Origin of the sequence: Nocardia sp. NPDC058705 (genome assembly GCF_042749305.1) — a bacterium.
Taxonomy (GTDB): Bacteria; Actinomycetota; Actinomycetes; order Mycobacteriales; family Mycobacteriaceae; genus Nocardia.
Genome location: NZ_JBHYRN010000009.1, coordinates 62,050 through 86,874 on the forward strand (window position 1 = coordinate 62,050; position 24,825 = coordinate 86,874).

At 66.7% G+C, this 24,825-nt stretch carries 24 protein-coding genes; 7 read left to right on the top strand and 17 right to left on the bottom strand.

Features of this window, described 5'->3' with window-relative positions:
• Positions 1-135: 135 nt before the first annotated feature.
• Positions 136-1,425 carry an isocitrate lyase gene (aceA, locus tag ACFW6D_RS13625; protein ID WP_378709799.1) on the bottom strand — a complete coding sequence of 430 codons (1,290 nt, stop codon included), beginning with the start codon at positions 1,423-1,425 and terminating at the stop codon, positions 136-138.
• Between the two features lie 558 nt (positions 1,426-1,983).
• On the opposite strand from aceA, the gene ACFW6D_RS13630 reads away from it, so the two are divergent.
• Both ACFW6D_RS13630 and ACFW6D_RS13635 read left to right on the top strand, forming a co-directional pair.
• On the top strand, positions 1,984-3,129 hold the full coding sequence (locus ACFW6D_RS13630) for an alpha/beta hydrolase family protein (protein WP_379327936.1): 1,146 nt from the start codon (positions 1,984-1,986) through the stop codon (positions 3,127-3,129).
• A 164-nt stretch (positions 3,130-3,293) separates the two neighbouring features.
• A complete protein-coding gene (locus tag ACFW6D_RS13635) occupies positions 3,294-3,581 on the top strand; it encodes a hypothetical protein (protein WP_379327938.1) in 288 nt (95 codons plus the stop codon).
• 132 nt (positions 3,582-3,713) lie between these two features.
• On the opposite strand, the gene ACFW6D_RS13640 is transcribed toward ACFW6D_RS13635, so the two are convergent.
• The 11 genes from ACFW6D_RS13640 to uraD all read right to left on the bottom strand — a co-directional run bounded on the left by ACFW6D_RS13640 (position 3,714) and on the right by uraD (position 15,148).
• Positions 3,714-4,127: a DNA-binding protein gene (locus tag ACFW6D_RS13640; RefSeq protein ID WP_379327940.1), complete on the bottom strand. Its 414-nt coding sequence runs from the start codon at positions 4,125-4,127 to the stop codon at positions 3,714-3,716.
• Positions 4,109-4,393 (bottom strand): hypothetical protein, encoded by a 285-nt coding sequence (locus tag ACFW6D_RS13645; protein ID WP_379327942.1) that lies wholly within the window; start codon positions 4,391-4,393, stop codon positions 4,109-4,111. Before ACFW6D_RS13645 ends, ACFW6D_RS13640 begins: the two co-directional genes overlap by 19 nt.
• A gap of 90 nt (positions 4,394-4,483) precedes the next feature.
• Positions 4,484-5,401, bottom strand: coding sequence for an allantoinase PuuE (puuE, locus tag ACFW6D_RS13650; protein WP_379327944.1), 918 nt, complete (start codon positions 5,399-5,401; stop codon positions 4,484-4,486).
• Positions 5,398-6,375, bottom strand: coding sequence for an allantoicase (gene alc / locus ACFW6D_RS13655; protein ID WP_379327946.1), 978 nt, complete (start codon positions 6,373-6,375; stop codon positions 5,398-5,400). Before alc ends, puuE begins: the two co-directional genes overlap by 4 nt.
• Positions 6,376-6,618: 243 nt before the next feature.
• Positions 6,619-7,848, bottom strand: a complete 1,230-nt coding sequence (locus ACFW6D_RS13660; protein WP_379327948.1) for a DUF6986 family protein — start codon at positions 7,846-7,848, stop codon at positions 6,619-6,621.
• A complete protein-coding gene (locus tag ACFW6D_RS13665) occupies positions 7,845-11,012 on the bottom strand; it encodes a molybdopterin-dependent oxidoreductase (RefSeq protein WP_379327950.1) in 3,168 nt (1,055 codons plus the stop codon). The genes ACFW6D_RS13660 and ACFW6D_RS13665 overlap by 4 nt, the downstream gene beginning before the upstream one ends.
• Before the next feature lie 43 nt (positions 11,013-11,055).
• Positions 11,056-11,901: an FAD binding domain-containing protein gene (locus ACFW6D_RS13670; protein WP_379328194.1), complete on the bottom strand. Its 846-nt coding sequence runs from the start codon at positions 11,899-11,901 to the stop codon at positions 11,056-11,058.
• Between the two features lie 185 nt (positions 11,902-12,086).
• Complete coding sequence (locus ACFW6D_RS13675) at positions 12,087-13,442, bottom strand: 8-oxoguanine deaminase (protein ID WP_379327952.1); 1,356 nt, start codon at positions 13,440-13,442, stop codon at positions 12,087-12,089.
• A complete protein-coding gene (gene pucL, locus ACFW6D_RS13680; protein WP_379327954.1) occupies positions 13,439-14,344 on the bottom strand; it encodes a factor-independent urate hydroxylase in 906 nt (301 codons plus the stop codon). Before pucL ends, ACFW6D_RS13675 begins: the two co-directional genes overlap by 4 nt.
• A 1-nt stretch (position 14,345) precedes the next feature.
• The gene (gene uraH, locus ACFW6D_RS13685) at positions 14,346-14,663 is read right to left on the bottom strand and encodes a hydroxyisourate hydrolase (RefSeq protein WP_379327956.1); all 318 of its coding nucleotides are present in this window, start codon (positions 14,661-14,663) and stop codon (positions 14,346-14,348) included.
• Positions 14,660-15,148: a 2-oxo-4-hydroxy-4-carboxy-5-ureidoimidazoline decarboxylase gene (gene uraD, locus ACFW6D_RS13690; protein WP_379327958.1), complete on the bottom strand. Its 489-nt coding sequence runs from the start codon at positions 15,146-15,148 to the stop codon at positions 14,660-14,662. Before uraD ends, uraH begins: the two co-directional genes overlap by 4 nt.
• A gap of 126 nt (positions 15,149-15,274) precedes the next feature.
• Between uraD and ACFW6D_RS13695 the strand changes: the two genes are divergently transcribed.
• Both ACFW6D_RS13695 and ACFW6D_RS13700 read left to right on the top strand, forming a co-directional pair.
• Complete coding sequence (locus ACFW6D_RS13695) at positions 15,275-15,871, top strand: NTP transferase domain-containing protein (protein WP_379327960.1); 597 nt, start codon at positions 15,275-15,277, stop codon at positions 15,869-15,871.
• Between the two features lie 15 nt (positions 15,872-15,886).
• Positions 15,887-16,906 carry an XdhC family protein gene (locus ACFW6D_RS13700; protein ID WP_379327962.1) on the top strand — a complete coding sequence of 340 codons (1,020 nt, stop codon included), beginning with the start codon at positions 15,887-15,889 and terminating at the stop codon, positions 16,904-16,906.
• Positions 16,907-16,972: 66 nt separating this feature from the next.
• Here ACFW6D_RS13700 and ACFW6D_RS13705 read toward each other — a convergent pair whose 3' ends face one another.
• From ACFW6D_RS13705 to ACFW6D_RS13720, 4 genes are read right to left on the bottom strand one after another with little or no spacing between them, the layout of a single operon-like run.
• Positions 16,973-18,037 (bottom strand): ABC transporter substrate-binding protein, encoded by a 1,065-nt coding sequence (locus ACFW6D_RS13705; protein ID WP_379327964.1) that lies wholly within the window; start codon positions 18,035-18,037, stop codon positions 16,973-16,975.
• Positions 18,038-18,090: 53 nt separating this feature from the next.
• Entirely contained in the window at positions 18,091-18,885 is a 795-nt protein-coding gene (locus ACFW6D_RS13710; protein WP_379328196.1) for an ABC transporter permease, read from the bottom strand.
• Positions 18,886-18,887: 2 nt separating this feature from the next.
• Complete coding sequence (locus ACFW6D_RS13715; RefSeq protein WP_379327965.1) at positions 18,888-19,679, bottom strand: ABC transporter permease; 792 nt, start codon at positions 19,677-19,679, stop codon at positions 18,888-18,890.
• Positions 19,676-20,470, bottom strand: coding sequence for an ABC transporter ATP-binding protein (locus ACFW6D_RS13720; RefSeq protein ID WP_379327967.1), 795 nt, complete (start codon positions 20,468-20,470; stop codon positions 19,676-19,678). The genes ACFW6D_RS13715 and ACFW6D_RS13720 overlap by 4 nt, the downstream gene beginning before the upstream one ends.
• A gap of 233 nt (positions 20,471-20,703) precedes the next feature.
• On the opposite strand from ACFW6D_RS13720, the gene ACFW6D_RS13725 reads away from it, so the two are divergent.
• The 3 genes from ACFW6D_RS13725 (at position 20,704) to ACFW6D_RS13735 (ending at position 23,988) form a co-directional block, all read left to right on the top strand.
• Positions 20,704-21,720, top strand: coding sequence for an alpha/beta hydrolase (locus tag ACFW6D_RS13725; protein WP_379327969.1), 1,017 nt, complete (start codon positions 20,704-20,706; stop codon positions 21,718-21,720).
• Entirely contained in the window at positions 21,720-22,727 is a 1,008-nt protein-coding gene (locus ACFW6D_RS13730; RefSeq protein ID WP_379327971.1) for an alpha/beta hydrolase, read from the top strand. Before ACFW6D_RS13725 ends, ACFW6D_RS13730 begins: the two co-directional genes overlap by 1 nt.
• 250 nt (positions 22,728-22,977) lie before the next feature.
• Entirely contained in the window at positions 22,978-23,988 is a 1,011-nt protein-coding gene (locus ACFW6D_RS13735) for an alpha/beta hydrolase (protein WP_379327973.1), read from the top strand.
• A 152-nt stretch (positions 23,989-24,140) separates the two neighbouring features.
• Here ACFW6D_RS13735 and ACFW6D_RS13740 read toward each other — a convergent pair whose 3' ends face one another.
• A complete protein-coding gene (locus ACFW6D_RS13740) occupies positions 24,141-24,791 on the bottom strand; it encodes a TetR/AcrR family transcriptional regulator (protein WP_379327974.1) in 651 nt (216 codons plus the stop codon).
• Positions 24,792-24,825 lie beyond the last annotated feature (34 nt).

Genomic DNA, 24,825 nt, shown 5'->3' on the forward strand with positions numbered 1-24,825 from the left:
TTTTGGCGGCTGGCGCCGGGTTTGCGACCCACAATATAGGGATGCCCTCCCCTGTCGGGGCTGATCGACAGGGGAGGGCGTACACCCCTACTACTGCAGAGGAATTGTGTTGCTAGTCAAAGCAACACGGGCGGATCAGTGGAACTGACCCTCTTCGGTGGAGCCCTTCAGGGCGGCGGTCGACGTGTTGGGGTCGACGGTGGTGGCGATGGTGTCGAAGTAGCCGGCACCGACCTCACGCTGGTGCTTGATGGCGGTGAAGCCACGCTCGGCAGCAGCCTTGAACTCGCGCTCCTGCAGGTCGACGAACGCGGTCATGCCCTCGCGAGCGTAGCCGTGCGCCAGGTCGAACATGCCGTAGTTGAGCGAGTGGAAGCCCGCCAGGGTGATGAACTGGAACTTGAAGCCCATCGCGCCGAGCTCACGCTGGAACTTCGCGATGGTCGCGTCGTCCAGGTGCTGCTTCCAGTTGAAGGAAGGCGAGCAGTTGTAGGCCAGCAGCTGGTCCGGGAACTCGCTGCGAACCGACTCGGCGAACTTGCGGGCGACCTCGAGATCCGGGATACCGGTCTCCATCCAGATGAGGTCGGCGAAGGGGGCGTAGGCCTTGGCACGCGCGATGCAGGGCTCGATGCCGTTCTTCACACCGAAGAAGCCCTCGGCGGTGCGGGTGCCGTCCAGGAACTCACGGTCGCGCTCGTCCACATCGGAGGTGATGAGGGTGGCGGCCTCGGCGTCGGTGCGGGCGATGATCACCGAAGGCACGTCGGCGACGTCGGCGGCCAGACGCGCGGAGGTCAGGGTGCGGATGTGCTGCTGGGTGGGGATCAGCACCTTGCCACCGAGGTGGCCGCACTTCTTCTCCGAAGCCAGCTGGTCTTCCCAGTGCACGCCGGCGGCGCCGGCCACGATCATGGCCTTCTGCAGCTCGTAGGCGTTCAGGGCGCCACCGAAGCCGGCCTCGGCGTCGGCCACGATCGGGGCGAGCCAGTTCTTGACGGACTCGTCGCCTTCGACCTTGGAGATCTCGTCGGCGCGCGACAGGGCGTTGTTGATACGACGCACGACGGCGGGAACCGAGTTCGCCGGGTACAGCGACTGGTCCGGGTAGGTGTGGCCGGACAGGTTGGCGTCACCGGCGACCTGCCAACCGGACAGGTAGATGGCCTTCAGGCCGGCGCGAACCTGCTGCACGGCCTGGTTGCCGGTGAGGGCGCCCAGCGAGTTGATGTAGTCCTCGTTGTTCACGAGGTCCCACAGGATCTCCGAACCGCGACGGGCGAGGGTGTGCTCCTCGACGACGTTGCCCTGCAGCTTGGAAACCTGCTCGGCGGAGTAGGTGCGGGTCAGGCCCTTCCAACGCGGGTTGGTGTCCCAATCCTGCTGGATTTCCGCTGCGGTCTTCGGGGTGCCGGGGAGAGACATCTCTTGACTCCACTTCCTCGTGTGGTCGGTGCGCCACGCAGTCGGCGTGCGAATCAACCGGCGGCTGAACGCTTTCGGTTGCACATCTCGTACTGCTGGCGCAATTTGCAGGCTTGCTAGGACTTACTAGGGCCCAAGGGGTGTACTTCCAAACAATGGCACACCCAGAAATGGCCGTCTACCTGTTGGTTGTGTGAATCTCAGCTAGTTTTGCCGACGCGTTTGCTAACTTTGCGAAATTAGCGGGCTGATTGCAAGCGTTCGGTCTACCGAGGGGTAGTGCTGACCAGGAGTTTTAGCATAACGCTCGTACTGTTAGCGATCATCGGCCGGGCCGGCTCCGACACTCCCGAGCCTTCCAGTGTGTGAGTCGTTTCACACACCACGCCGGACACGAATGATGTGCGTGTCGTCACTCGATTCGGTCACGGGCCACGTCGCCCCCCAGAAGTGGGTGCACCGCAGGGCGTGCGAGACACTCGTCCACCGAGACGACAGGATGCCGCGCGCCACCGTCGCGTCCTGGACGGTCGTCCGCGAAGACGAAAGAGTGGGTCCATGAGGATTTCGAGGATCGCAGCGGCAGCGCTGACCATGACGGCGGCAGCCATGAGCCTGGTGCCCGCGGCGAGCGCGCAACCGGCCGAAGCGGCGGGCACCGCCATCGGCGTCGAGTCACTGTCCACCACCGCGACCCCGCCCGGTTCGGCCCGCGCCGAGCGCCTGCTCTACCGATCGACCACCGCGAACGACCAGCCGACCACCACCAGCGCCGCCGTCTACTTCCCCGCCGGCGAGGCGCCAGAAGGCGGCTGGCCGGTGATCGCGTGGGCGCACGGCACCGTCGGCCTCGGTGACGACTGCGCCTACAGCGTGGCCGGACCCGCCGCCGTCGACCGCGACTGGGCCTACCTCGGCGCCTGGCTGAACCAGGGCTACGCGATCGTCGCCGCCGACTACGCGGGCCTCGGCGGACCCGGCGAACACCCGTACCTCAACGGCATCGCCGAAGCGCACAACGTGGTCGACGCCGTGAAAGCCGCGACCGCGCGGTACTCGTCGCTGTCGAACAAGTGGGCCGTGGTCGGCCAGTCCCAGGGTGCGGGCGCCGCGGTGTTCACCGCCCGCTACGCCACCGAATTCGGCGGCCCCGCCCTGGATTACCGCGGCGGAGTCGGCACCGGCGTCCCCGCCTACATCGAAGACGTCATCAGCTTGCTCGGCCCCGGCATGCCCCCCGTTCACGTGAGCTCCCACCTCACCGCCTACGTCCTCTACATCCTCAGCGGCCTGCGCACCACCTACCCAGACCTGAACATCGACGCCATGCTCACCGACACCGGCCGCACCTGGCTGGCCCGCGCCCAAACCGCCTGCATCGGCCCCCTCGGCGACGAACTGGCCGCCGCGAAACCCCCGATCGGCAGTCTGTTCGCCCGCCCCCTGTCCTCGATCCCCAACGCGCACGCCCTCCTCACGACCTACATGGGCCTGCCCGAATCCGGCTACGACCGCCCCCTCTTCCTGGCCCAGGGTCTGAAGGACACCGACGTGGTAACCCCCGAAACCCTGCGCTACGCCGCCGTCCTCGAGGCCAACCGCGAGCCCGTCACCTTCCGCACCTACCCCACCGACCACGACGGCACCGTCAACGCATCCTTGGTCGACTCGACCCCCTTCGTCCGGGGACTGTTCGCCGAATAGGAGCCGCGGCCCGTTCCCGGCGTAATCACGCACAACGCAACCGTTCAGTCAGAAAATTGATTCTCGAGCGCCGTTCTGCGTGATTACGCCGGACTGACCGCGGTTCACCGACCGCGGCAAACAGACTGGGCAACAGCGGCATTCGAGTACGTACAGTCGCTGACGTGAGAATTATTCGATCCGCCGCCGTGGCCGCCTTCGCCCTCCTACTCGCCCCCGCCTTCGCGCACGCCGACCCGCCGCCGATCTTCACCCAGGAAGAGCAGTGCGAAACCACGCGCGCCCTGGTCGACAACGTCCGCGCGAGCAAGCCCGACGCCACCCCGGAGGAAATCGCCGACGCCTTCGTCAACTACATGGACTCCATGGGTGCCTACAACCGCGTCCCCCAGGCCAAGGAATCCGACCGCCAGGTAACCCTCACCAACATCGAACGCTGCGGCCTGGCTTAGACATCTACGACCTACACGGGGCTGCTGGATAACCGACAGCGAGTGACCGATGTCGGTAGACGGGCGCCCCCTTGCACCCGCGATCCCAACTCGAGTGCCATTACACCCTTGGCGCACCGAATGCTGGGTCGACTACACCGACACCAGCCGGACGCGGTCGCCGCAGAGTTTCGTCATGTCGTCTATGTCGGAGGTCAGCATGACCACCGGGCGATGCTGCTCCAACGCAGCGCCCGCGACCACGGCATCGATGCCGTACTTGTGGCCGTGCAGGCCGACGTCGATCAGGTTCTTGGACGCTTTGCGCGCATCCTGCTCACCGACCGGAAGCGCGCGCAGCCCGGACAGCACCCAGTTCAAGCGGGAATTGTTCGTTCGGGCATGGACGGCCTCGATGATGGTGAGCACACTGATGACCACCTCCATGCCCCGCGTTCGGGCTTCAGCGACCAGCGCGACGACCCGCTCCTCGTCCGCGAGTAACCCGGCGAGCCCTTCGCTGTCGAGGACGAGGGTCCCCGCATGACTCAGCCCGCGGCGGGCCATGTGCCCTCCTCGGCGAACACGTCGTCGAAAACCTGCCGGGCATCCAGCCGGGCCTGCTCGGAGATCGGACCGTTGCGGCTCTCATAGTCGGTCAGGTATTCGTCGAGGATCAGGCCACGCAACTCCCTTTCCACCGCCGAGGCGATGAACCCGGAGAACTCCCGATTGCCCACCCGCGCCCGAATGGCCTCCGTGGTCCCGGCAGGCAACGACAGGCTCACCCGCGTAGCCGGGCCTTCCCCGATTCGGTGTGTCGGTTCAGTCATGAACACAAGTTTGTCAAACAAGTAGGAAAACCGCCAGGCACCACACTACTCACACTGACGTTCGCTGGTAATGGGCGGAATTCTGTGGGCTCAGTCCAGCGCCCGCATCCCCGCCGGATGAACTTTGCGCCAGTGTTCGGCAATGTCGATGCGGCGGGTTATCCACACCTTGTCGTGGGATTGGACGTGGTCGAGGAATCGTTCGAGGGCGGCCACGCGGGCCGGGCGGCCCGCGATGCGGCAGTGCAGGCCTACCGACAGCATTTTCGGGGCGCCTTCGGAGCCTTCTCGGTAAAGGACGTCGAAAGCGTCGCGCAGGTGGGCGTAGAACTCGTCGCCGTTGGCGAAACCCGCCGGGGAGGCGAAGCGCATGTCGTTGGTGTCGAGGGTGTACGGGACGACGAGGTGGTTGTGGCCTTGCACCTCGGTCCAGTAGGGGAGGTCGTCGGCGTAGGAGTCGGAGTCGTAGACGAAACCACCGTGTTCTACGACCAATTCGCGAGTTCGCGGAGAATCGCGGCCGGTGTACCAGCCGAGCGGCGCGGCACCGGTCAGATCCGTGAGGATGCGCACTGCCTCGGCCATGTCGGTGCGTTCGACGTCCTCATCGACCAGCTGGTAAGACTTCCACCGCAGACCATGGCTGGCGATCTCGTACCCGAGCTCCGAAAAAGCCGCTACCGCTTCAGGATTGCGCTGCATGGCCCGAGCCACCGCGAAAACGGTGAGCGGCAGACCACGTCGTTCGAACGCGCGCAGTACCCGCCACAGCCCGGCACGGGAACCGTATTCGTAGAGCGATTCCATGCTCATGTGCCGGTTCGGGAAGGGGTCGGCGGGAGTCATCTCGGACAGGAACGTTTCCGAATGCGCCGACCCGTCGAGGACGTTGTTCTCCCCGCCCTCTTCGTAATTCAGCACGAACTGCACGGCGATCCGTGCACCGTCGGGCCATTGCGGATCGGGTGGGGTCGGGCCGTAGCCGATGAAATCGCGTGCCCCGGTCATGCGCTCAACTCGCCGTAGAGGCGCAGCCGGGCGAGCCCACCGTCGGGATAGATGTCGAGGCGTACTTCCTCCACCGAGGCCGCCGCGGGGGTCAGTGCGAAGCGGTGGCGGGTGTCGGGGAGCAGGTCGGTACGCGGCATCAACTCGACTTCTGTTCCGTCACTGGTGAATCCGGTCAGCGAGGCCGAACCGGGGCTGTTGCCGAGGAAGCAGGAGGTGTCGATCTCGGCGAGGCGGATCGCACCGGGGCCTGCCAATTTGATTCGGACCCAGTCGTTTCCGTCGTCGCGGCGGCGCGCGGTCTCCCAGCCGTCGCCCATTTCCCTGGCCAGGCCGGGGTAGAGCAGCTGGTTCGGCGAGCTGTAGAAGCGGTTGGAGCAGTCGAGCACGATGGCGCCGTTTTCCAGTGCGGCCAGGTCGAGCGGGCCGAGGCCGAGCAGCGCGGGGTCGGGGCGGCCTTCACCGTGCACGCGCAGGCGGGCGACACCGCCGTCGGGGTGCATGGTGAGTTTCACATGGGTCCAGCGGTTTTCGTCGTCGACCTCGAAAGGATTGCGGCAGTCACCGCCCACCTTCACCCGGTCGAGCAGGGTCACCCAGTCCGTGCGGGCGGCGATCTCCTCGGCGGGCGGATAGCCCTCGATCGCGAGCGCCGACAGCGACACCTCGGGCGGGTAGTTGCCCTTGAACCAGGCGGTGTCCACCACGACGCCACGGATCACGCCGGGTACACCGAGCCGGACGATCGCCGAATCGTCACCGGGCTTGCCGCGATGCCTGCGGGTCTCCCAGCCGTCGTAGACCTGACCCTTATGACCGAAGGTCGACGGCTGGTACTGCGACGGACCCGGGTTGACCAGGTTCTCCTTCTCCGCGAAGAACTCGTCGTCGGCCCAGATCACCGACCCGCCGAGCGATCGGACCGCCAGATCGGGGAGCGACGTGAAGTCGTCGCCGCCGAGATACCTGCTCACCATGTCTCCTCTGCCTCGGGTGCCGCGAAACCATCCGCCACGCACGCCGTTGTGTACTGCCTTCGTGTAGTGCCGGTTCGGCTCAGTGATGCGCTGTCACGCTTCAACATCGTCGCCACCACGCCACCTCGCCCGCGCGACCTCGCTCGCACGCCCAGCGGTGCGCTCCACTGCGCAATGCGGGTCTGATGAACATCCCGTTCTCCCGCACCGCCGACGGGTTCGAGTCCCTGGTGCCTCGCATCACGAGTCCTGCGGTGGAGGTTGTCGGGCCACCAGCGCCGTCAGGGTGCGCACCGTGAGTTCCGGTGCACGCGTGGCGAGTTCGTCCGCGTCGACCGCACCGCAGCGCAGTCCGCGCAGCACGGTGGTGGCAAGAGCTTCGGCCGTGGCGGGCTCGTCGACCACCCCGCCGGAACGGCGATCGAGGTAGGCCTGCAGGCGCGGGACCGCGACGTCGGTAGCGGTGCGGAAGAAGTCGTAGGTGGCCAGCCAGCGGGTGATCAGGTGGCCTGGGTGCATGTCCCAGCCCTGGTAGTAGCCACGGCGCAGGGCCCGCTCGACGAGGCGGTAGTGGTTGGCGAACGCGCCTTCGGGGTCGGTGTCGGGCGTGATCTGGGTCGAGCCGTCACAGATCCAGACACCGGTCTGCGCGGCCGCGACCTGCATGACGGCCTTGGCGTGGTCGGCGGCCGGATGGTCGAGCGTTTGGTCGGTGGCGGCGATACCGCAGGCGGCGGTGTAGTCGTAGGTGCCGAAATGCAGTGCGCTGCAGCGCCCCTCGGACAGGTGGATCATCTTGGCGATCGGCGCCGTGCCGTCGGCGGCAATGATCGCCTGCGGGCTCTCGATCTGCAGTTCGAAACGCAGCGAACGGTCGGGTAGTCCGTGGCCACGTTCGAGCCCTGTGCACAGGTCGACGATCGCCGAGACCTGTTCCGCAGCACGAATCTTCGGCACCGTGAACACGAATCCGGGCAGCAGGCCGCCCGCTCCGTCGAGGACGAGTTCGAGGGTCCGCAACGCGCGCCGGCGTTCGTTCGCCGCCAGACCTTTCGTGCGAACACCGAACGACGCAGGCGCTCCGTCTTTTTCGGACCAGCTGGCCAACGCCTCACCTGCCGACTTCGCCGCCGCGTCCTCTTCCTCGTCGGTACGGAACCCGTAACCGTCTTCGAAATCGATGCGCATGTCCTGCGCAGGCTGCTCAGTGAGGCGGCGCCGGACAGCGGGCAGCGAACCGGTGGTGTCGAGGCCGACGAGGAAGTCGGCGTGGCGATGCAGCAGGTCGATGGCGGTCGCACCCCATTCGGCGGGGGTGTCGGCGGTGGCGCGGTCGGCCGGCACGTAGGCGGTGTGCACGGGCTGGATGCGGTCACCCGCCCCCGGGTAGCGCACGCGCAGTTCGGCGTCAACGGAGTCGAGAACGGAGTCGATTCGGGCCCGAATGTGCTCGGGGATACGGGTATTCACCCGGCGGTTCCTTCCTGGATGGTCCGCCACACCCGGTCGGCGGTCATCGGTAGTCGGTACGGGCGGGCGCCGACGGCGTCGCGGATGGCGTTCGCCAGGGCCGGGGCCACCGGGTTGTAGGGGGACTCACTCATCGATTTGGCACCGAGCGGGCCCAGTTCATCACTGGTTTCGGCGAAATAGACCTCGGTGCGCGGCAGGTCGGCGAACTGCGGAATGTGATAGTGGCGCAGCGTTCTGGTGGTCACCACACCGTTCGCCGATCGCATGTCCTCGTACAGCGCGGTGCCGAGCGCCTGCGCGACCCCGCCCTCCACCTGCCCGCGCAGCTGGACGGGGTTGAGCACCGTGCCCGCGTCGGCGACCTGGATCGACTGCAGGATCCGCACCGCACCGGTCGACGGCTGGACCGCCACCCGGAACGCATGGACATTGAAACTGACCGAGCGCGGGGTGCCCGCGTGCGTCCCGTGGGCGATGAGTTCGCCGTCGGCCAACAGCCGCGCCGCGGTGATCAGCTCGGCCCCGCAGCGCACCCCGCCCATTTCGAGCACACAGTCGCGTTCGGGGTGGCCGCTCACCTTCGCCGCCCTGGCCAACAGCATCGCGTGCAGTTCGAGCGCTGCCGCGTAGGAGGCCTTGCCCGCGACCATGGTACCGGTGGAGCCGAACGCGCCGGTGTCGTGGCCGACGACGTCGGTGTCGGACTGGCGGATAACGATCCGTTCGGCGGCGGTAGCCAGTGCCGTCGCCGCGAGTTGGGCGTGGACCGTGGTGGTGCCGTTACCGAATTCGGCTGTGCCTACGCCTATTTCGTAGCGGCCGTCGGGAAGAAGACTGGCCGTGGCGTCGGCGTGGTGTCCGCGCGGGGGCACGGTCGCGATCATCGCCACGGCCATCCCCTCGCCTACCTGCCATTCCTGGCCGGGTGCGGCGACGCCGTTTCCGCGACGGAGCGCCTGCTGGGCGGTGTCGAGACACTGGTCGAGGCCGTAGCTGCCGAAAGTCAGGTCGGACTCGTCGATTTCGGCGCCGGTGAACTGGTCGCCCGGGATCACCACATTGCGTCGGCGGAATTCGAAGGGATCGATGCCGAGTTCGCGGGCCAGTTCGTCGATCGCCGATTCGACGCCGAAGATCACCTGGCCGAGGCCGTAGCCACGGAACGCGCCGGAGGGAATGTTGTTGGTGTACACCGCCTGTGCGTCGACCCGCTTGTTCGGGCAGCGGTAGACGGCCACCGATTCGCCGACGGAATGGAACATCACGCCGGCGCTGTGGTTGCCGTAGGCGCCCGCGTCGGCGAGGACGTCCACCGAGAGGGCGGTCAGGATCCCGGCCGCATCGGCGGCGGCGGTGACCGCGACGCGCATCGGGTGACGGCAAGTGGCCGAGGTGAATTCGTCGGTGCGGGTGAACTCGTATTGCACAGGATGGCCGGTGCGCAGTACGGCCAGCGCGATCAGATCCTCGGCCAGCATCTCCTGCTTCGCCCCGAATCCGCCGCCGACGCGAGTCGCGAACACCCGCACACGATCTCGATCCAGGCCGAAGACGTGGCAGAGTTCGTCGCGCACCAGGAACGGCACCTGCGTACTCGATCGGACGACGAGCCTGCCCGCGTCATCGAGCCAGCCGATCCCGCCGTGCGTCTCGAGGTGTACATGCTGCACGCGCGGTGAATTCCACACGCCACTCACAACTTTCGCGGCCTGCTCGACACCGGCATCGAAATCGCCGACACCACCGTGGATCTCGGCGATCAGATTGCGTTCCGCATCGGCGATCCGCGACGACTCCGGCTTATCGGCATGCAGCTTCGGCGCCTCGTCGGCCAATGCGTCCTCGGGTTCGAAAACCGCAGGTAGCAGCTCATATTCCACCTGAAGCTCCCGCACGCCGGCCCGAGCGGCATCGAGGGTCTCGCCCACGACGGCTGCCACCCGCTGCCCCACGAAGCGGACCGTGCGATCGAGTACGAACGTGTCGTCCGGGTCGTCCTCGCGCAGTTCGTGCCGAGCCGTGGAGAACGCTGTCCGCGGTCCATCCACATGCGTCAACACCGCGCGCACACCCGGCACAGCCTGCGCCGCAGTCACATCGATGGACACGATCCGCGCATGCGCGTGCGGACTGGCCAGCACGGCCACCTGCCACGGCGCCACCGGCGGCATCTGCTCCCCCGCCCCCGCCACCACATCCATCGTGAACGCTTCCCCACCCCGCACAATCCGCGCCCCCGCGGGCGCCCGCACCCCATCGCCGATCTGCCCGGCCCGATACTTCCGCCGCATCACCCCACCGACCCGCGCCTCCACCCCCAGCACAGCGGACGCCGAGACCTCCGGCCCCTCCTCCGCCGACACCGTGGTGACCTCGCCGGCCAACCGGCCTGGATGCCCGTGTGTCACATAGGACTCGACAGCGGGCCCCGCCGCACTGACCGACTCGTCCGAGCGCGCCACCCCATCGCCTCCCGGCCGCGCATGTCCACCAGCAGAACGATCATCGCTACGCACCGCACCGCCTGGCGACCCCTCGCGCGACTTCGCGCCCGCCTGCTTCGCGACTTCATCGGCAGTGCTCGGCGAATCCGACGAACTGTCGTCCCCAGCGGTCGGCGCGCCGAGGCCCGATGACTCCGCCGCGAAGCGCGTCGACGCCGCGGCTGCCTCGGTAGTTGTGCACAGCGATGCACAAGGTGCTGCCAAGGCGTCGGCGATGGCGCGATAACCCGTGCAGCGGCACAGGTTCCCCTTCATCAGCTCGGCCCGTTCCGCGTCGGTGACAGCGTGCGCAGGCAAGTTGTCCACAGCCGTGTCGGGGCGGGCGGCTGCCAGACCCGAGGCCGTCACCACCATCCCGGCGGTGCAGAAGCCGCATTGGAACCCCGCGTTGTCGACGAAGCTGCGCTGCACCGGGCTCGGGCTGTCGGCATCGCTCAAGCCCGCGGCCGTCGTGACCGCGCGGTCTGCGGCGCGGTGCGCCGGGATCAGGCAGGAGTGGACGGGTTCGCCGTCGAGCAGCACCGAGCAGGCACCGCAATCACCGGAGTCGCAGCCCTTCTTGACCGCCAGCTCACCGTTTTCGCGCAGCAGTGTGCGCAGGCACTGGCCGGGGCGTGGGGTCAGTTCGACTGCACGGCCGTCGATTTCGAGTCTCATAGACCGCCTCCACATCCCTGCGCGGCGAAGCGGCCACCGGTGCTCACGACGCCTCCCCGAGTTCGGCGGCCACCTCGGCAGCCAGCAGCCCGGTCACGTGCTCGCGCCAGTCGGGCGCTCCGTGTGGGTCGTCGAACCACACGTCCGCGTCGAGGTCAGCCAGCGCGGCGGCTAGATCCGATTGCGTAGGGACGGAGTCGAAGTCGAGCACGATCGGACGAACCGTCGCCGCGGTGATGGTGATCGCGCAGCGGTCGTCGCCATCGCGCCTGCCCATCACCACCGACCCGGAACGACCGAGCGGAGCCAAGGCGATCTTGCGAAAGCTGGTGCGCGCCAACAGGCTCGACGTGGGCACCAGGAACGAGCGCACAACAGCACCGGAGGCCAGGATATTCTCGCCCGGCCCGGTGACGAAGTCTCGCAGGGGGATTCGCCGCTCGCCCCCACCACGCGGCCAGATCACCACCGTGGCATCCAAGGCCACCAACGCACCGAGCACCGCACCGGCGGGCAGTGACAGACACACATTTCCGCCGACCGTCGCGGTGCGCCAGATCTTGTGTGATGCCAGCAGGGCCCGGCACGCCTGGGCGAACAGCGCCGAGCCGGGCCACTCCGGCCGCAGTGTCGGTGTGCCGAGTTCACAGCCGGGACGGGCCCCGGCGAACTCTGCCAGCGTGCAGCTCGCGGCGATCTCCAGGCCCTCGGCGGAGGCCATCAACGGCGCCCAGCCGAGGGTGGTGATGTCGACGAGCCGATCGAGATGATCGTGCGGTTCGGAGTACAGGAAGGTGCCGCCTGCCAGCACCGCGCTCCCCGCCCCGAGCTGCGCCAGATCGGCGCGTTCGCGGGCGAGAACTACCTCGGAAACAGTGTCCAGATCCACGTTCACCTCGCTTACCTCACCGGCCACAGTAGGGGCGGTGAGTTGCCACGATGTTGCGCGAAACCCGCGCCGGATTGCGCCGCGGTTAACCCGGTGTACGCCATCCAGTGTGCGCCGATTCCGCCAAACCTGCAGTTCAGCACGCCGATGAGCGGCCGAATCCCGGTCCACTCCGCATGGCGAGATCATCCACCGGCCAGCAGTGCGGCCTGCGCCTGGGCCACGTCAGCACCCACCGACGCCTCGTCCACCGTCAGCACCACATCGTCGCGAACAACCTCACGCCCGTTCACCAGCAGCGCCGCCAGCGGCGGCGTCGAGCCGAGGATCAACGCGACAACCGGATCCTCGATGCCCGCGTGAGCAGGCGTATCGAGCCGCCACAAAGCCAGATCCGCCAGCTTGCCGGGCTCGATCGACCCGATCTCGTCGGCCCGCCCGAGCACCCGCGCCCCACCCATGGTCGCCAACTCCAGCGCCGCACGCACCGTCATCGCACGAGGCCCGCCGACCGCCCGCGCGTACAGCAGCGCATTGCGCGGTTCCTCGATCATCGAACTCGACTCGTTACTGGCCGCACCGTCGACCCCGAGCCCCACCGGGACACCCGCGGCCACCAGGTCGGCGGTGCGTGCGATTCCCGCGCCCAATCGACCGTTGGACGTCGGGCAGTGCGCGATCCCGGTCCCGGTTCGAGCCATCGCGGCGATCGCCGGATCGTCGAGGTGCACCGCGTGGGCGTACCAGACGTCGTCGCCGAGCCAGCCCAGCTGTTCCATGTACTCAGCGGGCGTGCAGCCGAATTTGTCCCGGCAGAATTCCTCCTCGTCGAGGGTTTCGGCGAGGTGGGTGTGCAGCCGGACCCCGGCCGAACGAGCCAGCGCCGCGGACTCGCGCATCAGGTCGGCGGTGACCGAGAAGGGCGAGCACGGGGCGAGCGCGATCCGCACCATCGCGTCGAAGGACGGGTCGTGCCAGTCCTCGATGGCCGCGGCACTCGCGGCGAGAATGTCGTCGATCGACTCGACCACCGAATCCGGCGGCAACCCGCCTTCGCTCTGGCCGAGATCCATCGACCCGCGCGCCGGATGGAACCGCAACCCCACCTCGGCCGCCGCCCCGATCTCGGCGGCAAGCAGGTCGCCCCCACCGCGCGGGAACACGTAGTGGTGATCCGACGACGTGGTGCACCCACTGCGTGCCAGCGAAACCAGCGCACCGGTCGCGGCCGTGCGCACCGACTTCTCGTCGATCCGCGCCCACACCGGATACAGCGTGGTCAACCATTCGAACAACGTGTTGTCAGCGGCGATCCCCCGGGTGATCCACTGGTACAGGTGGTGATGGGTATTGACCAGACCGGGTGTCAGCACACAACCCCGCCCGTCGATCCGCGCCACCCCGGGCCCGACCTCCGGCGGCTCACCCGCACCGACGGCCTCGATCCTGTTGCCACGCACCGTGACCCAACCATCGCGATATTCGGTGCCCGCCGCGTCGACGGTCACCACCGCGCATCCGTAGATCAGCAGGTCGGTCATGGCTGCCACGCGATGCCTGCGTCGGGAGCGTCCGCGCGGGCCAGGGTGGCGTGGATCGAGCCGTACGGACGATCCGCCGCCAAGAACACCTCACCTTTGCTCTCGATCTCGAACTGCGCCAGGTCGTAGTCGAAGTGGTGCTTGTTCGGCGCCGACAACCGGATCTCGGCGAGCATCGGAAACCGTTCCAGCACAGCAGTTCCCATCGCGTACAACGTCTGCTGCAGCGCCTTCGAATACGTGGTCGCGAACAGCTCGAGCAGCGTGGCGCGAATCCCGGCGTACAGCTCGTCCCAGTCGAATCCGGCGGTCTCGGCGAATCGCCACTGCACCACCAGCGAGCTGGCCAGCACCCGATCGTGGGTCGGCGCGAGGGTGGTGAACTCGTCGGTGAGGAAGTCGGCGAACTCCGAGCCGGTCGACTTGAGCAGCACCAGGTCCTTGATCCCGCCGATCACCCACCCCTGCTGCTGCGCGCCCTTGCCCGCCACGGTCACCGCGGCCGTGCGCACCTCTGGCCCCTGCCGCACCCAGGTGTGATCGTGTTCGGCGCCGTCGATCGCCACCCGCTGCCAGCCATAGGAATCCACGTCGATCCGCGCGCTCGACACCGGCTCGACCGTGTCGACGAAATGCTTCGCCAGCGCGATCGCGTACTCCTCGATGGTGTCGAGGCCGGGCTTCTTCGCGTAGACGAAGGCCATGTGCTTCTGGGTGTCGGTCGGCAGGACGTGACGCTGGTCACCATCGGTGTATGCCGCCTCGAAATCGCCACGCAGGGTGGTGGAGACGTTCACGTCGCGAATCTCGTGGCGTGCGTTCTCCTTGTAGAAACGCACAACCCGGTTCTCGGCCTTGCCATATCGGTTGTCGGTCAACACGATCGGACCACTCAGTGACATCTCAGCTCCCTCGGTAGGTGGAAAAGGCGAACGGCGACAGCAGCAGCGGCACATGCAGATGCGGCTGCTCACCCACCGTGAAGGTGACGCGGACTTCGGGATAGAAGGTCTCGGTGCCCTGTGCGGCGAAGTAGCTGCCGGTATCGAAGAACAGGTGGTAGTCACCCGGATTCAGCCCTGCCGCAAGCTCTTTCACCCGGCCGTCGGCATCGGTGAGCGCCTCGGTGAGCCGCAACTCGTCGCGCACCAACCACACGGCGACCCCCGCGGCGGGCACCCCGCGCACGGCATCGAGGACGTGCGTACTCAAGCTCGTCATGAGGCCACCAGCCCCGCCAGGCGCAGCCGGTTGATCTTCGCCAATTCTGTTCGCATGACCTGCCTTTCAGTAGACGGATCGTTGTCCAACCGCGCCCGCAGGATCGCGAGCAGTTCCTCACCGCTGCGGCCCGCCGCGCAGACCAGGTAGATATGACCGAACTTCGCCTCGTAGGCGCGGTTGCCCTCGGTCAGCGCCGAGCGCACGTCATCGGCCACCCCGGCCTGCTCACGCGCCGAGGCGGCCGAGGTCGGACGGTCGCCGATGCGCGGGTGCCCGGCCAGCGCCTCGTCGATTTCGGCGTCGTCGAGCGCGGCCGATGTCGCATCGGCCGCCGCCAGGAGCGATTGCGTGGTGGCGTACGGGCGCGCGGCCACGATTGCCCTGCCCCAGCGTGGCGCGGAGCAACAGGCAAGCAATGCTTCTTCGGCGATCGTCGCAGGTAGTTCGTTGAAATCCGCGAGACTCAGCCCTTCGCTCGTCATCGATCCAGCATCGCGCGATCCCCGGCCTGTCGCCACCGCTGTGCAATCCATCACGTCGGCGTGTCGTCGTCGCTGCGCTCCCCTGTCGTAATCGACCGGCAACATTGCGTCATTACCTTCGCTCACATGCCCCCACTCGCCCCTCCCGTGCACTCGAAGTGCACGGGCATCGTCCTCGCGGCGGGCGCGGGCACGCGATACGGCAAACCCAAGGCACTCGCCGAAAACGGCGCCTGGTTGCGCTCGGCGATCACCGCCCTGCGCGACGGCGGCTGCGACCCGGTGATCGTCATGCTCGGCGCCACCGGACCGGATCCGAGCACCCTCGAACTGCCCGACGACACCGACTGGCGGTGGGTCGCCGACTGGGCGACCGGACTCGCCGCGACGATGCGCGCGGGCCTGCGCGCCGCCGCCGAATCAGGCGCCCGCTACGTGGCCTTTTTCCCCGTCGACACCCCCGATGTCGGGGGCGATGTGGTCGCCAGGGTGCTCGCCGCGGCGCGTTCGAGCCAGAGCGGACTTGCCCGCGCTGTGTTCTACAACACACCTGGACACCCCGTTGTGATCGAGAACAAGCACTGGGAAGCCATTTCCGATGTTGCCGCAGGTGATTCCGGGGCCGGTTCCTATTTGGGTGGTCGACAGGATATGGTGTGCGTCACGTGCGACGACTTGGCGACAGGGACCGATCGCGATTTCCCGGGAGTCGGCGCACGGTGATCGGAGATTTGAGATATGCGCGATATCGTCGATGACCTTCTGCGAGTGTGGCATTCGGGCCGTACGGGCGGCCTCGCCACCGTGGTCCGTACCATCGGCACCAATTCCCTGCCGATCGGCTCCTCGATGCTCGTCACCCCCAACGGTGGCGTCTTCGGATCCATCGCCTCCGGTCGCCTGGAAGAGACCGTGTACGAGGCGGCACTGGAAGCGGGGCGCACCGGCGTCCGGCAACTGCGTCGCTACAGCATGCTCACCGGAATGGAATCGAGCGCCGACGACGGCACGCTCGTCGATATTTTCGTAGAGCCGTTCTCCTGCCGCGATTTTCCCGAATTCCCCACCATCGCCGCGGATATTCAGGCCCATCGCCGGGTCACCGTGTTCACCGTGGTGTGGAATCAGGATCCCGATGTGATCGGCCAGCATCTGGTCACCGATCGCAAGCACGCGACCGAACTCGTCGCGCTGCCCGAGTCGGATCTGTTCGTCGCCTCGTACTGCCCGCCGCCACGCCTGATCATCTTCGGCGCCAACGCCTACGCGGCCACCCTCGTGGCGCAGGCGCGGATGATCGGCTACCGGGTCAGCATCTGCGACTCGCGCCCCGAGTTCGCCGACCCGGCCTCGTTCCCCGGCGCCGAAGTGGTCGTGGACTGGCCGCACCGCTACCTCAATACCCTCGCCGCCGCGGGCGAGATCGACTCCGAGACCGCGATCGTCGTGCTGGCCAACGAGCCGCGCTTCGAGATCCCGCTGCTCACCGTCGCCTTACGACTACCCGAGCTGGGCTACCTCGCCGCCCTCGGCACCCCCGCCGACCAGGCCCGCCGCCTCGACGACCTGCGCGCGGGCGGTTTCGACGAGCCGACCCTGGCCCGGGTACACGTGCCCGCCGGACTGGAATCGGGCCCGCGCACCCCCGCCGAGACCGCCGTCTTCATCACCGCCGACTTCCTCGCCTCCCGCGCGGGATTGCGCCTGGCCGCCCAGCGCGACTACGGCTCCCACGCATCAGTCGGTATGGCGATATAGGGCCTTCGGCCTGGCCACCTTTGATCCGCGCTACCTCGGTTCAAGGTGGCCACCAACCTCCCAGGCCTACTTCAGACCCGGGTTCTCGGCGTAGATCTCACGAATGATCGACATGTCGAACAGCTGGTCGGCCTTGATGTCGATCTTGGCGGTGCGCAGGGCCGCGATGTTCTGTTCGATCAGCGCATCCGACATCGTCAGCAGCCCATCGGTCTTGGTCGAGGCCGAAACGACCAGGTCGTTCTGCGCGGTGGCCTCCTTGGTCTGCTCGGCCAGGTCGAGTTTCAGGTCCTTGCCGTAGACCTCGACGGCGAGGCGCGCGGACTCGGCCGGACTGGCGACGGCGTCCTTCCAGCCCTTGATCTCGGCGATCAGGAAGGCCTTGAGCTTGTCGCGCTCATTGTCGATCGTGTTCTGACTGACGGTCAGCGTTTCAGCGACCAGGGGTAGTCCGTAGTCAGCGAACAGGAAGTGGTCGTTGGCGAAGCCCTTGGCGGCCAGGGTGATCGGCTCATTGGTCACGTAGCTCACCCAGCCGTCGACCTCACCGTTGGCCAGCGGGGTCGGATCGAACTGCGCGGGCACCACCGTCACCTCGCCGGGGCTGATGCCGTTGGCGGCCAGCAGCGCGCTGAAGATGAGCTGGTTGGTGTCCTGCACGCCGATCTTGCGGCCCTTCATATCCGCGGGCGATTTGATCGGCTTGCCCGCCGAACTCACGATCGCGAACGGATTCTTCTGGAAGGTCGCGCCGACGATCTTGGCGGGTAGTCCCTCGAGCACGGCGGGCGCGGTCGTCTGCGGCGCGGAAAGGCCGAGCCAGATCTTGCCGGTATCGAGGCCTGCTTCCACCGAAGTCGATGCCGCGCCACCCGCGACGAGATCTACCCCACCGAATCCCGCATCCTTGAAATAGCCTTTCGAATCGGCGAAATACTCACCCGCGAATTCGATGTTCTTGATCCAGGACAACTGGACAGCGACCTTGCCGTATTTCGAACCGTCGTCGGTCGAGCCGTTCGAGGAAGTGGCCGAACTACCGCCGCAGGCGGCGAGCAGACCGGCACCACCGAGCGCGGCGCCGGTCAGTGCGGAAAAGCGGAGAAAGGAACGACGGTCGATACTGTTCATACGCAGAATGTAGATTCGCCGCGTTTCGTTCTGTTTGCCTACAGGTTCCGCGACTATTTTCCCGCGCTCGAACCGAAACGCGCGAGCACGAGGTTTTCGATTACGCCGACAATCGCGTACAGCAGCACCGACACCAGTGTGACCACCACGATGGAAGCCCACAGCCGGTTGTACTGGAACATCGGGATGGCGCGCACCAGGCTGGCGCCCAATCCTGTTCCGCTGCCGAGCCATTCACCGAGCAGTGCGCCGATCAACGCGCCGGGCACCGAGACCCTGGCCGCGGCGAACACCGACGGCAGGGCGGCCGGCACCGCGACCATCCGCAGCCGCGTCCAGCGCGAGCCGCCGTAGGCCGTCACCAATTCCATTGCCTGCCTTGGCGCTTCACGCAGGCCGGTCATGATCATCACCAGGGCGGGGAAGAACACGACGATCGCCGTCAGCACCGTCACCCCTGCCGTGCCACGGCCGAAGATCAGCACGATGATCGGGCACAGCGCCACCAGCGGCACCGAACGCAACAGCATCGCGACCGGCATGAACGTCTGCTGCACAGCCGAATACAGCACGAACAGCGCGGCCACACCGAGCGCGCCGAACATCCCGACGAGGAAGCCGGATGCCGCGTCGCCGAGAGTGATCGCGAGGTCGTCGAAGATCGCCTGTCGCGCGGTCGGCGCGCCCGCCGAGGTCACCAGGTAGGCCCAGACATCCGACGGCGTCTTGCCCACCCGGGGCCCGATCTGCGGGAACAGGCGAAGAAACAGCGTCCAGATGACGAGTAGCAGGATCAACGAGGTTGCCAGCGGCAGCAGGAAGCGACCGATCCGGCGCAGAACGGTGATTGTCATCGCGCTGTCTCCTCGGCCGTCCACGGCGTGATCAGTCGGGCCGCCCCGGCCACCAGCAGGTAGCCGAGCCCGGCCAGCGCGGCGGCGGCGATCGCCATGCCCCACGTGCGCGGCACGTTGTAGGCGGTCTGCGCGGCCGTCAGAGCGACCCCGATCCCACTGTCGACGCCGCCGAGATACTCACCGATGATCGCGCCGAGCACGGCCGACGGTGCGGCAATCTTCAAGGCGGCGAACGTATTCGGCAGTGCGGCAATGGCTTGGACCCGGTAGAGCTGCTGCCAGCGCCCACCGCCGTAGGCGCGCACCAGATCCAGGCTGGCCGGGTCGGCCGAGCGCAATCCGCTCACCGCGCCGACCATGGTGGTGAAGAAGCAGTACATCGCGGCGAGGAACACCGTGGGGGTGCGCCCGCCGAACACCACCAGGATGATCGGGCCGAGCGCCACCAGCGGCGTGCAGTAGCTCAGGATGGCCAACTGGGTGGCGAGTGGTTCGATCCGCGGCACCACCATGATCAGCGCCGCGATCCCGATGGCCAGCACGTTTCCCCACAGGAAACCCTGCAGCGCCCCGAGCGCGGTGACCTGGAAGTTCGGCCCGTAGAGACCCCAGCCGTCCGACCACATGGTGGACAGTACGAGCCACGGACTGGGAATCGTCCCACCCGCGGTGCCTGCGGCGGCCAACGCCCACCACAGCGCGATCAGCCCGACAACCCCGAGCGCACCGGCGATCCGGCTCATCCCGAGCCAGGGCGGAATCCGCTGGGCGACAGCAATACTCATGCCACTCCACCCCGCCCGAACAACAGCTCGGACAGATAGTCGCAGAGCTTGTGGAATTCGGGCGTGCGCATCATCTCGGGCGTGCGCGGTCGCGGCAGATCGATCTCGACCACTTCCAGCACCCGCCCCGGTCGCGGACTCATCACCGCCACCACATCCGACAGGAACACCGCCTCGCCGATCCCGTGGGTGACCATCAGCGTGGTCGCGGGTTTCTCGGTCCAGATCCGTAGCAGTTCCAGGTTCAGTCGCTGCCTGGTCATGTCGTCGAGCGCGCCGAACGGTTCGTCGAGCAACAGCACCGACGGTTGCACGACGAGTGCGCGCGCGATCGAAACCCGTTGGCGCATACCGCCGGACAACTGCGCGGGCTTGGCCTTCTCGAACCCTTCCAGACCGACCAGCGCGATCAGTTCGGCGATCCGGTCCGGTTCGGCGGGCAGCCCGGCCACCTGCAACGGCAGCCGGATATTCGACTCCACGCTGCGCCACGGCAACAGCGCCGAATCCTGGAACGCGATGCCGAGCTGATGGCCACCGCGCAGTTGTTCCGGGGACAGGCCGTTGATCCGCGCGGTCCCCGCGCTCGGTTCGTCGAGACCGGCCAGAATCCGCAGCACCGTCGATTTGCCACAACCCGACGGTCCGAGCAAGGACAGAAACGCTCCGTGCGAAGTCCGCAAATCGACCGAATCCAGCGCGTTGACGGTGGTGCGGCCTGCCTTGAAGGTCTTGCTCAACCCACTGATCTCGATCCCGGTGGTCGCGCTACCGGGGATTTCCTTACCCATGCTCGTCACCATAAGAGCGGCCGGTTGCGGCGGCGTTTCCGAATCCGAGCCCAGATTGCGCCCCCGTTAAGCGTGCTCGGACTCAGACATCTGTGCACCGGTAACGATTCGGTCATGTGAGTGGACATAGAGAGTCGGAGGATCTCCAGCCCAGAACGCCTCGAGCACATATGCTTTCGGCGATCAGGGGAAGCATTGCCCGACAGGGCACGAGGACTGGAACAAACTGTTCGATGAAGCTCTCTGCACTACGCACTATGGGCGCCCTGCGCACCACCGCCGTGGCTCTGACCGCGGCATTGACGGTAGCCGTTGTGGCCGGTGGGGCCGCGACCGCCGCACCAGACAAGGCCTCGGGCGTGTCGTCGATCGTCAAAGACGGACGCACCTGGCACCTGCAGGTGTACTCGGCCGCGATGAAGCGCGACATTCCCATCGACGTGCAGCGACCCGCCGAAGAGTCGAAGTCCGCCCCGACCTTCTACATGCTGAACGGTCTCGACGGCGGTGCGGGCACCGCCACCTGGACCGCGAAGACCCAGGCGCTGGAATTCCTCACCGACAAGCACGTCAACGTGATCCAGGTGCTCGACGGCCGTGGCAGCTACTTCACCGACTGGAAGCAGGAAGACCCCAATCTGGGTCTGAACAAGTGGCGGACCTTCCTGACCGAAGAGCTCCCGCCGCTGCTGGAAGCCACCCTCGCCTCGAACGGCCTCAACGCGCTCGCCGGACTGTCCACCTCCGGCACCTCGGTGCTGCAACTGGCCGAGGCCAAGCCGGGCCTGTTCAAGTCCGTCGCCGCCTACAGCGGTTGCGCGCAGATCGCCGACCCGATGGGCAGGCAGGCCGTCAAGTTCGCCGTGGAGCCGTGGGCCGGTGGCAACACCCTGAACATGTACGGCCCCGAGGACGATCCGGCCTGGGTCGAGAACGACCCGGTGATCCACGCCGAGAAGCTGCGCGGCACCCACCTCTACGTCTCCAGTGGTAGCGGCATGCCGACCAACGCCGACATCGCCTACTACCTCAAGCCGGAGGCCGGCGTTTTCGGCGCGGTGGAACTCGGTCTCGGTATCGGCATCGAAGCGGCGACCAACGCGTGCAGCCAGAACCTGAAGGCCAAGCTGGACTCGCTGAACATCCCGGCGACCTTCCAGTTCACCCCGATGGGTACCCACTACTGGCCCTACTGGGAGCAGGCGCTCCTCGATTCCTGGCCGGTGCTCGCCAAGGGACTTGGTATCTGATGAAGCTCTCCGCACTCCGTACCGTGACCGCACTTCGCACCGCCGCCGTGGCGCTGACCGCGGCATTGTCGGTGACCGTTGTCGCCGGCGCCGCCACCGCTGAACCCGACAAGCCGTCGGCGGTGTCGTCCATCCAGAAGGACGGACGCACCTGGCACCTGAAGGTGTATTCGGCGGCGATGAAGCGCGACATCACGGTCGATGTGCAGCGACCGGCCGACGAGTCGACGCCTGCTTCCAACTTCTACATGTTCAGCGGCCTCGACGGCGGCTTCGGCTCGGCGAGCTGGCAGGCGCAGACCAAGGCGCTCGACTTCCTCGCGGACAAGCACGTCAATGTCGTGCTGCCGATCGGTGGCCGTGGCAGCTACTACACCGACTGGAAGCAGGAAGACCCCAAGCTGGGTCTGAACAAGTGGAAGACCTTCTTCACCGAAGAACTGCCCCCGCTGCTCGACGAGGCCCTCAACTCGACGGGTCTCAACGCGCTGGCCGGACTGTCGACCTCCGGCACCTCGGTGCTGCAACTGGCCGAGGCCAAGCCGGGCCTGTTCAAGTCCGTCGCCGCCTACAGCGGTTGCGCGCAGATCGCCGACCCGATGGGCAAGCAGGCCGTCAAGTTCGCCGTGGAGACCTGGGCCGGCGGCAAAACCGTCAACATGTACGGCCCGGACAACGATCCGGCCTGGGTCGAGAACGACCCGGTGATCCACGCCGAGAAGCTGCGCGGCACCCACCTCTACATCTCGAGTGGTAGCGGCATGCCGACCAACGCCGACATCGCCTACTACCTCCAGAAGGGCCTGACCGGCGTTGGCAACCTCGGTCTCGGCGTCGGCATCGAAATGGCGACCACCGCCTGCAGCCAGAACCTGAAGGCCAAGCTGGACTCGCTGAACATCCCGGCGACCTACCAGTTCACCCCCATGGGCACGCACTACTGGCCCTACTGGGAGCAGGCCCTGCACGATTCGTGGCCGCTGCTCGCAATGGGCATGGGTATCTGAATTTCCCACTGAAACGGGAGGCATCCGAACTGGATGCCTCCCGTTTTTGTCTCGCAATTCAAATTCGCGGTCGAAATAATCGCGGACGTTTCCCACCTGCCATTGATCGTGCGCGAAATCACGGTGGTCACAGCCGGTCGGACTCCGTCGCGGCGAAGGGCCTAGAGTGTCGGCAGGATCTGTCAGCCCGACTCAGGGAAGTATTGCGATGACGTGCCCGACAAGGCACGTGGACTGGACCGACTGTTCGATGAAGCTCTCTGCACTACGTACCGTGGCCGCGCTACGCACCACTGCCGTGGCACTGACCGCCGCATTGACGGTGGCCGTTGTCGCCGGTGGCGCCGCATCCGCCGAACCCGAGAAGCCCTCGGCCGTGTCGTCGATCGTCAAGGACGGACGCACCTGGCACGTGAAGGTGTACTCGGCCGCGATGAAGAAGGACATCACGATCGACGTGCAGCGTCCCGTCGACGAGTCGAAGTCCGCCCCGAACTTCTACCTGCTCAACGGCCTCGACGGCGGCCACGGCTCCGCCAGCTGGACCGCGCAGACTCAGGCGCTGAGCTTCCTGGCCGACAAGCAGGTCAACGTGATCCAGCCGATCGGCGGGCGCGGCAGCTACTACACCGACTGGAAGCAGGAAGACCCCAAGCTGGGTCTGAACAAGTGGAAGACCTTCTTCACCGAAGAGCTCCCGCCGCTGCTCGACAGCGCGCTGAACTCGACCGGCCTGAACTCCCTGGCCGGCCTGTCCACCTCCGGCACCTCGGTGCTGCAGCTGGCCGAGGCCAAGCCCGGTCTGTTCAAGTCCGTCGCCGCCTACAGCGGTTGCGCGCAGATCTCCGATCCGCTGGGTAAGCAGGCTGTGAAGTTCTCGACCGAGACCTGGGCAGGCGGCAAGACCGTCAACATGTACGGCCCCGACAACGACCCCGCGTGGGTCGAGAACGACCCGGTCGTCAACGCCGAGAAGCTGCGCGGCACCAACCTCTACATCTCCAGCGGTAGCGGCATGCCGACCAACGCGGACGTGGAGTACTACCTCAAAGACGGCCCGATGGGCGTGATCAACCTCGGTCTCGGCGTCGGCATCGAAGCGGCGACCAACGCCTGCAGCCAGAACCTGAAGGCGAAACTGGACTCGCTGAACATCCCGGCGACCTACCAGTTCACCCCCATGGGCACGCACTACTGGCCCTACTGGGAGCAGGCGCTGCACGATTCGTGGCCGCTGCTCGCACAGGGCATGGACATCTGATTTCCCACTGAAAACGGGAGGCATCCGAAATCGGGTGCCTCCCGTTTTTTCGTCGAGGACAGCTATGTAGTGGGCGCGACCGCGGTGCGCACCGTTAGCCCGGAGCGGATGAAGTACGCGTACCTCCGCCTTCGCTCCGGCCGTGCGCAGTCTTAGGACCGCTGGCGCGACTGTACCCAATGGGCGATCTCGTCGCAGATCTCGTCGACCGAGATCGCGTCACCGGGAACGGTGGCGTGCACCATCTCCTGGGCGAGCGAATTCACCGCGCCGATCACCGCGAGGCCGAACAGGTGCAGGCTGCGCGATTCCGCTTCGCCGCGTTCGGCGGCCCGTTGGGCTTCCCGGGTGAGCAGGGCGGAAATGGATCGCCGCTGCGCGCGCCGCCACTCCTCCACCACCGGACTCACCCCCACGATCTCGACATAGAAAACCCGCGCAGCCCGGCGATCGCGACACGTCACCGCGAGAAACGCACGGAAACTTTCCACCACGCGTACCACCAGCGGCTGTTCACTGGTGCGTTCCAAGGCGTCGTCGAGGCGGTGCAGTGCGGCCGCGTTCAATCGATCGACGAGTGCGATCAGTAATGCCTCACGGCTACCGATGTCTTCGTAGAAACTGCGCGTCGACACATTCGCGGTCGAACACAGTCGCTCGATCGAGGTCGCCGAATATCCCTGGGTACCGAATAGTTCCAGTGCCGCGTCGGTCAACCTGTTGCGGCGCAGCGCGACTCGCTGCTGGCGCGACAATCCACCGTAACTACGACCACTATCGGTTACATCCGCACGCCGAACCACGGATGCATGCTAGCGCGCGATCGCACCGCAGCCG

Excerpts from the sequence above, each read along its gene's own strand:
- aceA (WP_378709799.1), bottom strand. The coding sequence starts at position 1,425 with ATGTCTCTCCCCGGCACCCCGAAGACCGCAGCGGAAATCCAGCAGGAT.
- ACFW6D_RS13630 (WP_379327936.1), top strand. The coding sequence starts at position 1,984 with ATGAGGATTTCGAGGATCGCAGCGGCAGCGCTGACCATGACGGCGGCA.
- ACFW6D_RS13640 (WP_379327940.1), bottom strand. The coding sequence starts at position 4,127 with ATGGCCCGCCGCGGGCTGAGTCATGCGGGGACCCTCGTCCTCGACAGC.
- ACFW6D_RS13645 (WP_379327942.1), bottom strand. The coding sequence starts at position 4,393 with ATGACTGAACCGACACACCGAATCGGGGAAGGCCCGGCTACGCGGGTG.
- puuE (WP_379327944.1), bottom strand. The coding sequence starts at position 5,401 with ATGACCGGGGCACGCGATTTCATCGGCTACGGCCCGACCCCACCCGAT.
- ACFW6D_RS13665 (WP_379327950.1), bottom strand. The coding sequence starts at position 11,012 with ATGAGACTCGAAATCGACGGCCGTGCAGTCGAACTGACCCCACGCCCC.
- ACFW6D_RS13675 (WP_379327952.1), bottom strand. The coding sequence starts at position 13,442 with ATGACCGACCTGCTGATCTACGGATGCGCGGTGGTGACCGTCGACGCG.
- pucL (WP_379327954.1), bottom strand. The coding sequence starts at position 14,344 with ATGTCACTGAGTGGTCCGATCGTGTTGACCGACAACCGATATGGCAAG.
- uraH (WP_379327956.1), bottom strand. The coding sequence starts at position 14,663 with ATGACGAGCTTGAGTACGCACGTCCTCGATGCCGTGCGCGGGGTGCCC.
- uraD (WP_379327958.1), bottom strand. The coding sequence starts at position 15,148 with ATGACGAGCGAAGGGCTGAGTCTCGCGGATTTCAACGAACTACCTGCG.
- ACFW6D_RS13695 (WP_379327960.1), top strand. The coding sequence starts at position 15,275 with ATGCCCCCACTCGCCCCTCCCGTGCACTCGAAGTGCACGGGCATCGTC.
- ACFW6D_RS13700 (WP_379327962.1), top strand. The coding sequence starts at position 15,887 with ATGCGCGATATCGTCGATGACCTTCTGCGAGTGTGGCATTCGGGCCGT.
- ACFW6D_RS13705 (WP_379327964.1), bottom strand. The coding sequence starts at position 18,037 with ATGAACAGTATCGACCGTCGTTCCTTTCTCCGCTTTTCCGCACTGACC.
- ACFW6D_RS13715 (WP_379327965.1), bottom strand. The coding sequence starts at position 19,679 with ATGAGTATTGCTGTCGCCCAGCGGATTCCGCCCTGGCTCGGGATGAGC.
- ACFW6D_RS13720 (WP_379327967.1), bottom strand. The coding sequence starts at position 20,470 with ATGGGTAAGGAAATCCCCGGTAGCGCGACCACCGGGATCGAGATCAGT.
- ACFW6D_RS13725 (WP_379327969.1), top strand. The coding sequence starts at position 20,704 with ATGAAGCTCTCTGCACTACGCACTATGGGCGCCCTGCGCACCACCGCC.
- ACFW6D_RS13730 (WP_379327971.1), top strand. The coding sequence starts at position 21,720 with ATGAAGCTCTCCGCACTCCGTACCGTGACCGCACTTCGCACCGCCGCC.
- ACFW6D_RS13735 (WP_379327973.1), top strand. The coding sequence starts at position 22,978 with ATGAAGCTCTCTGCACTACGTACCGTGGCCGCGCTACGCACCACTGCC.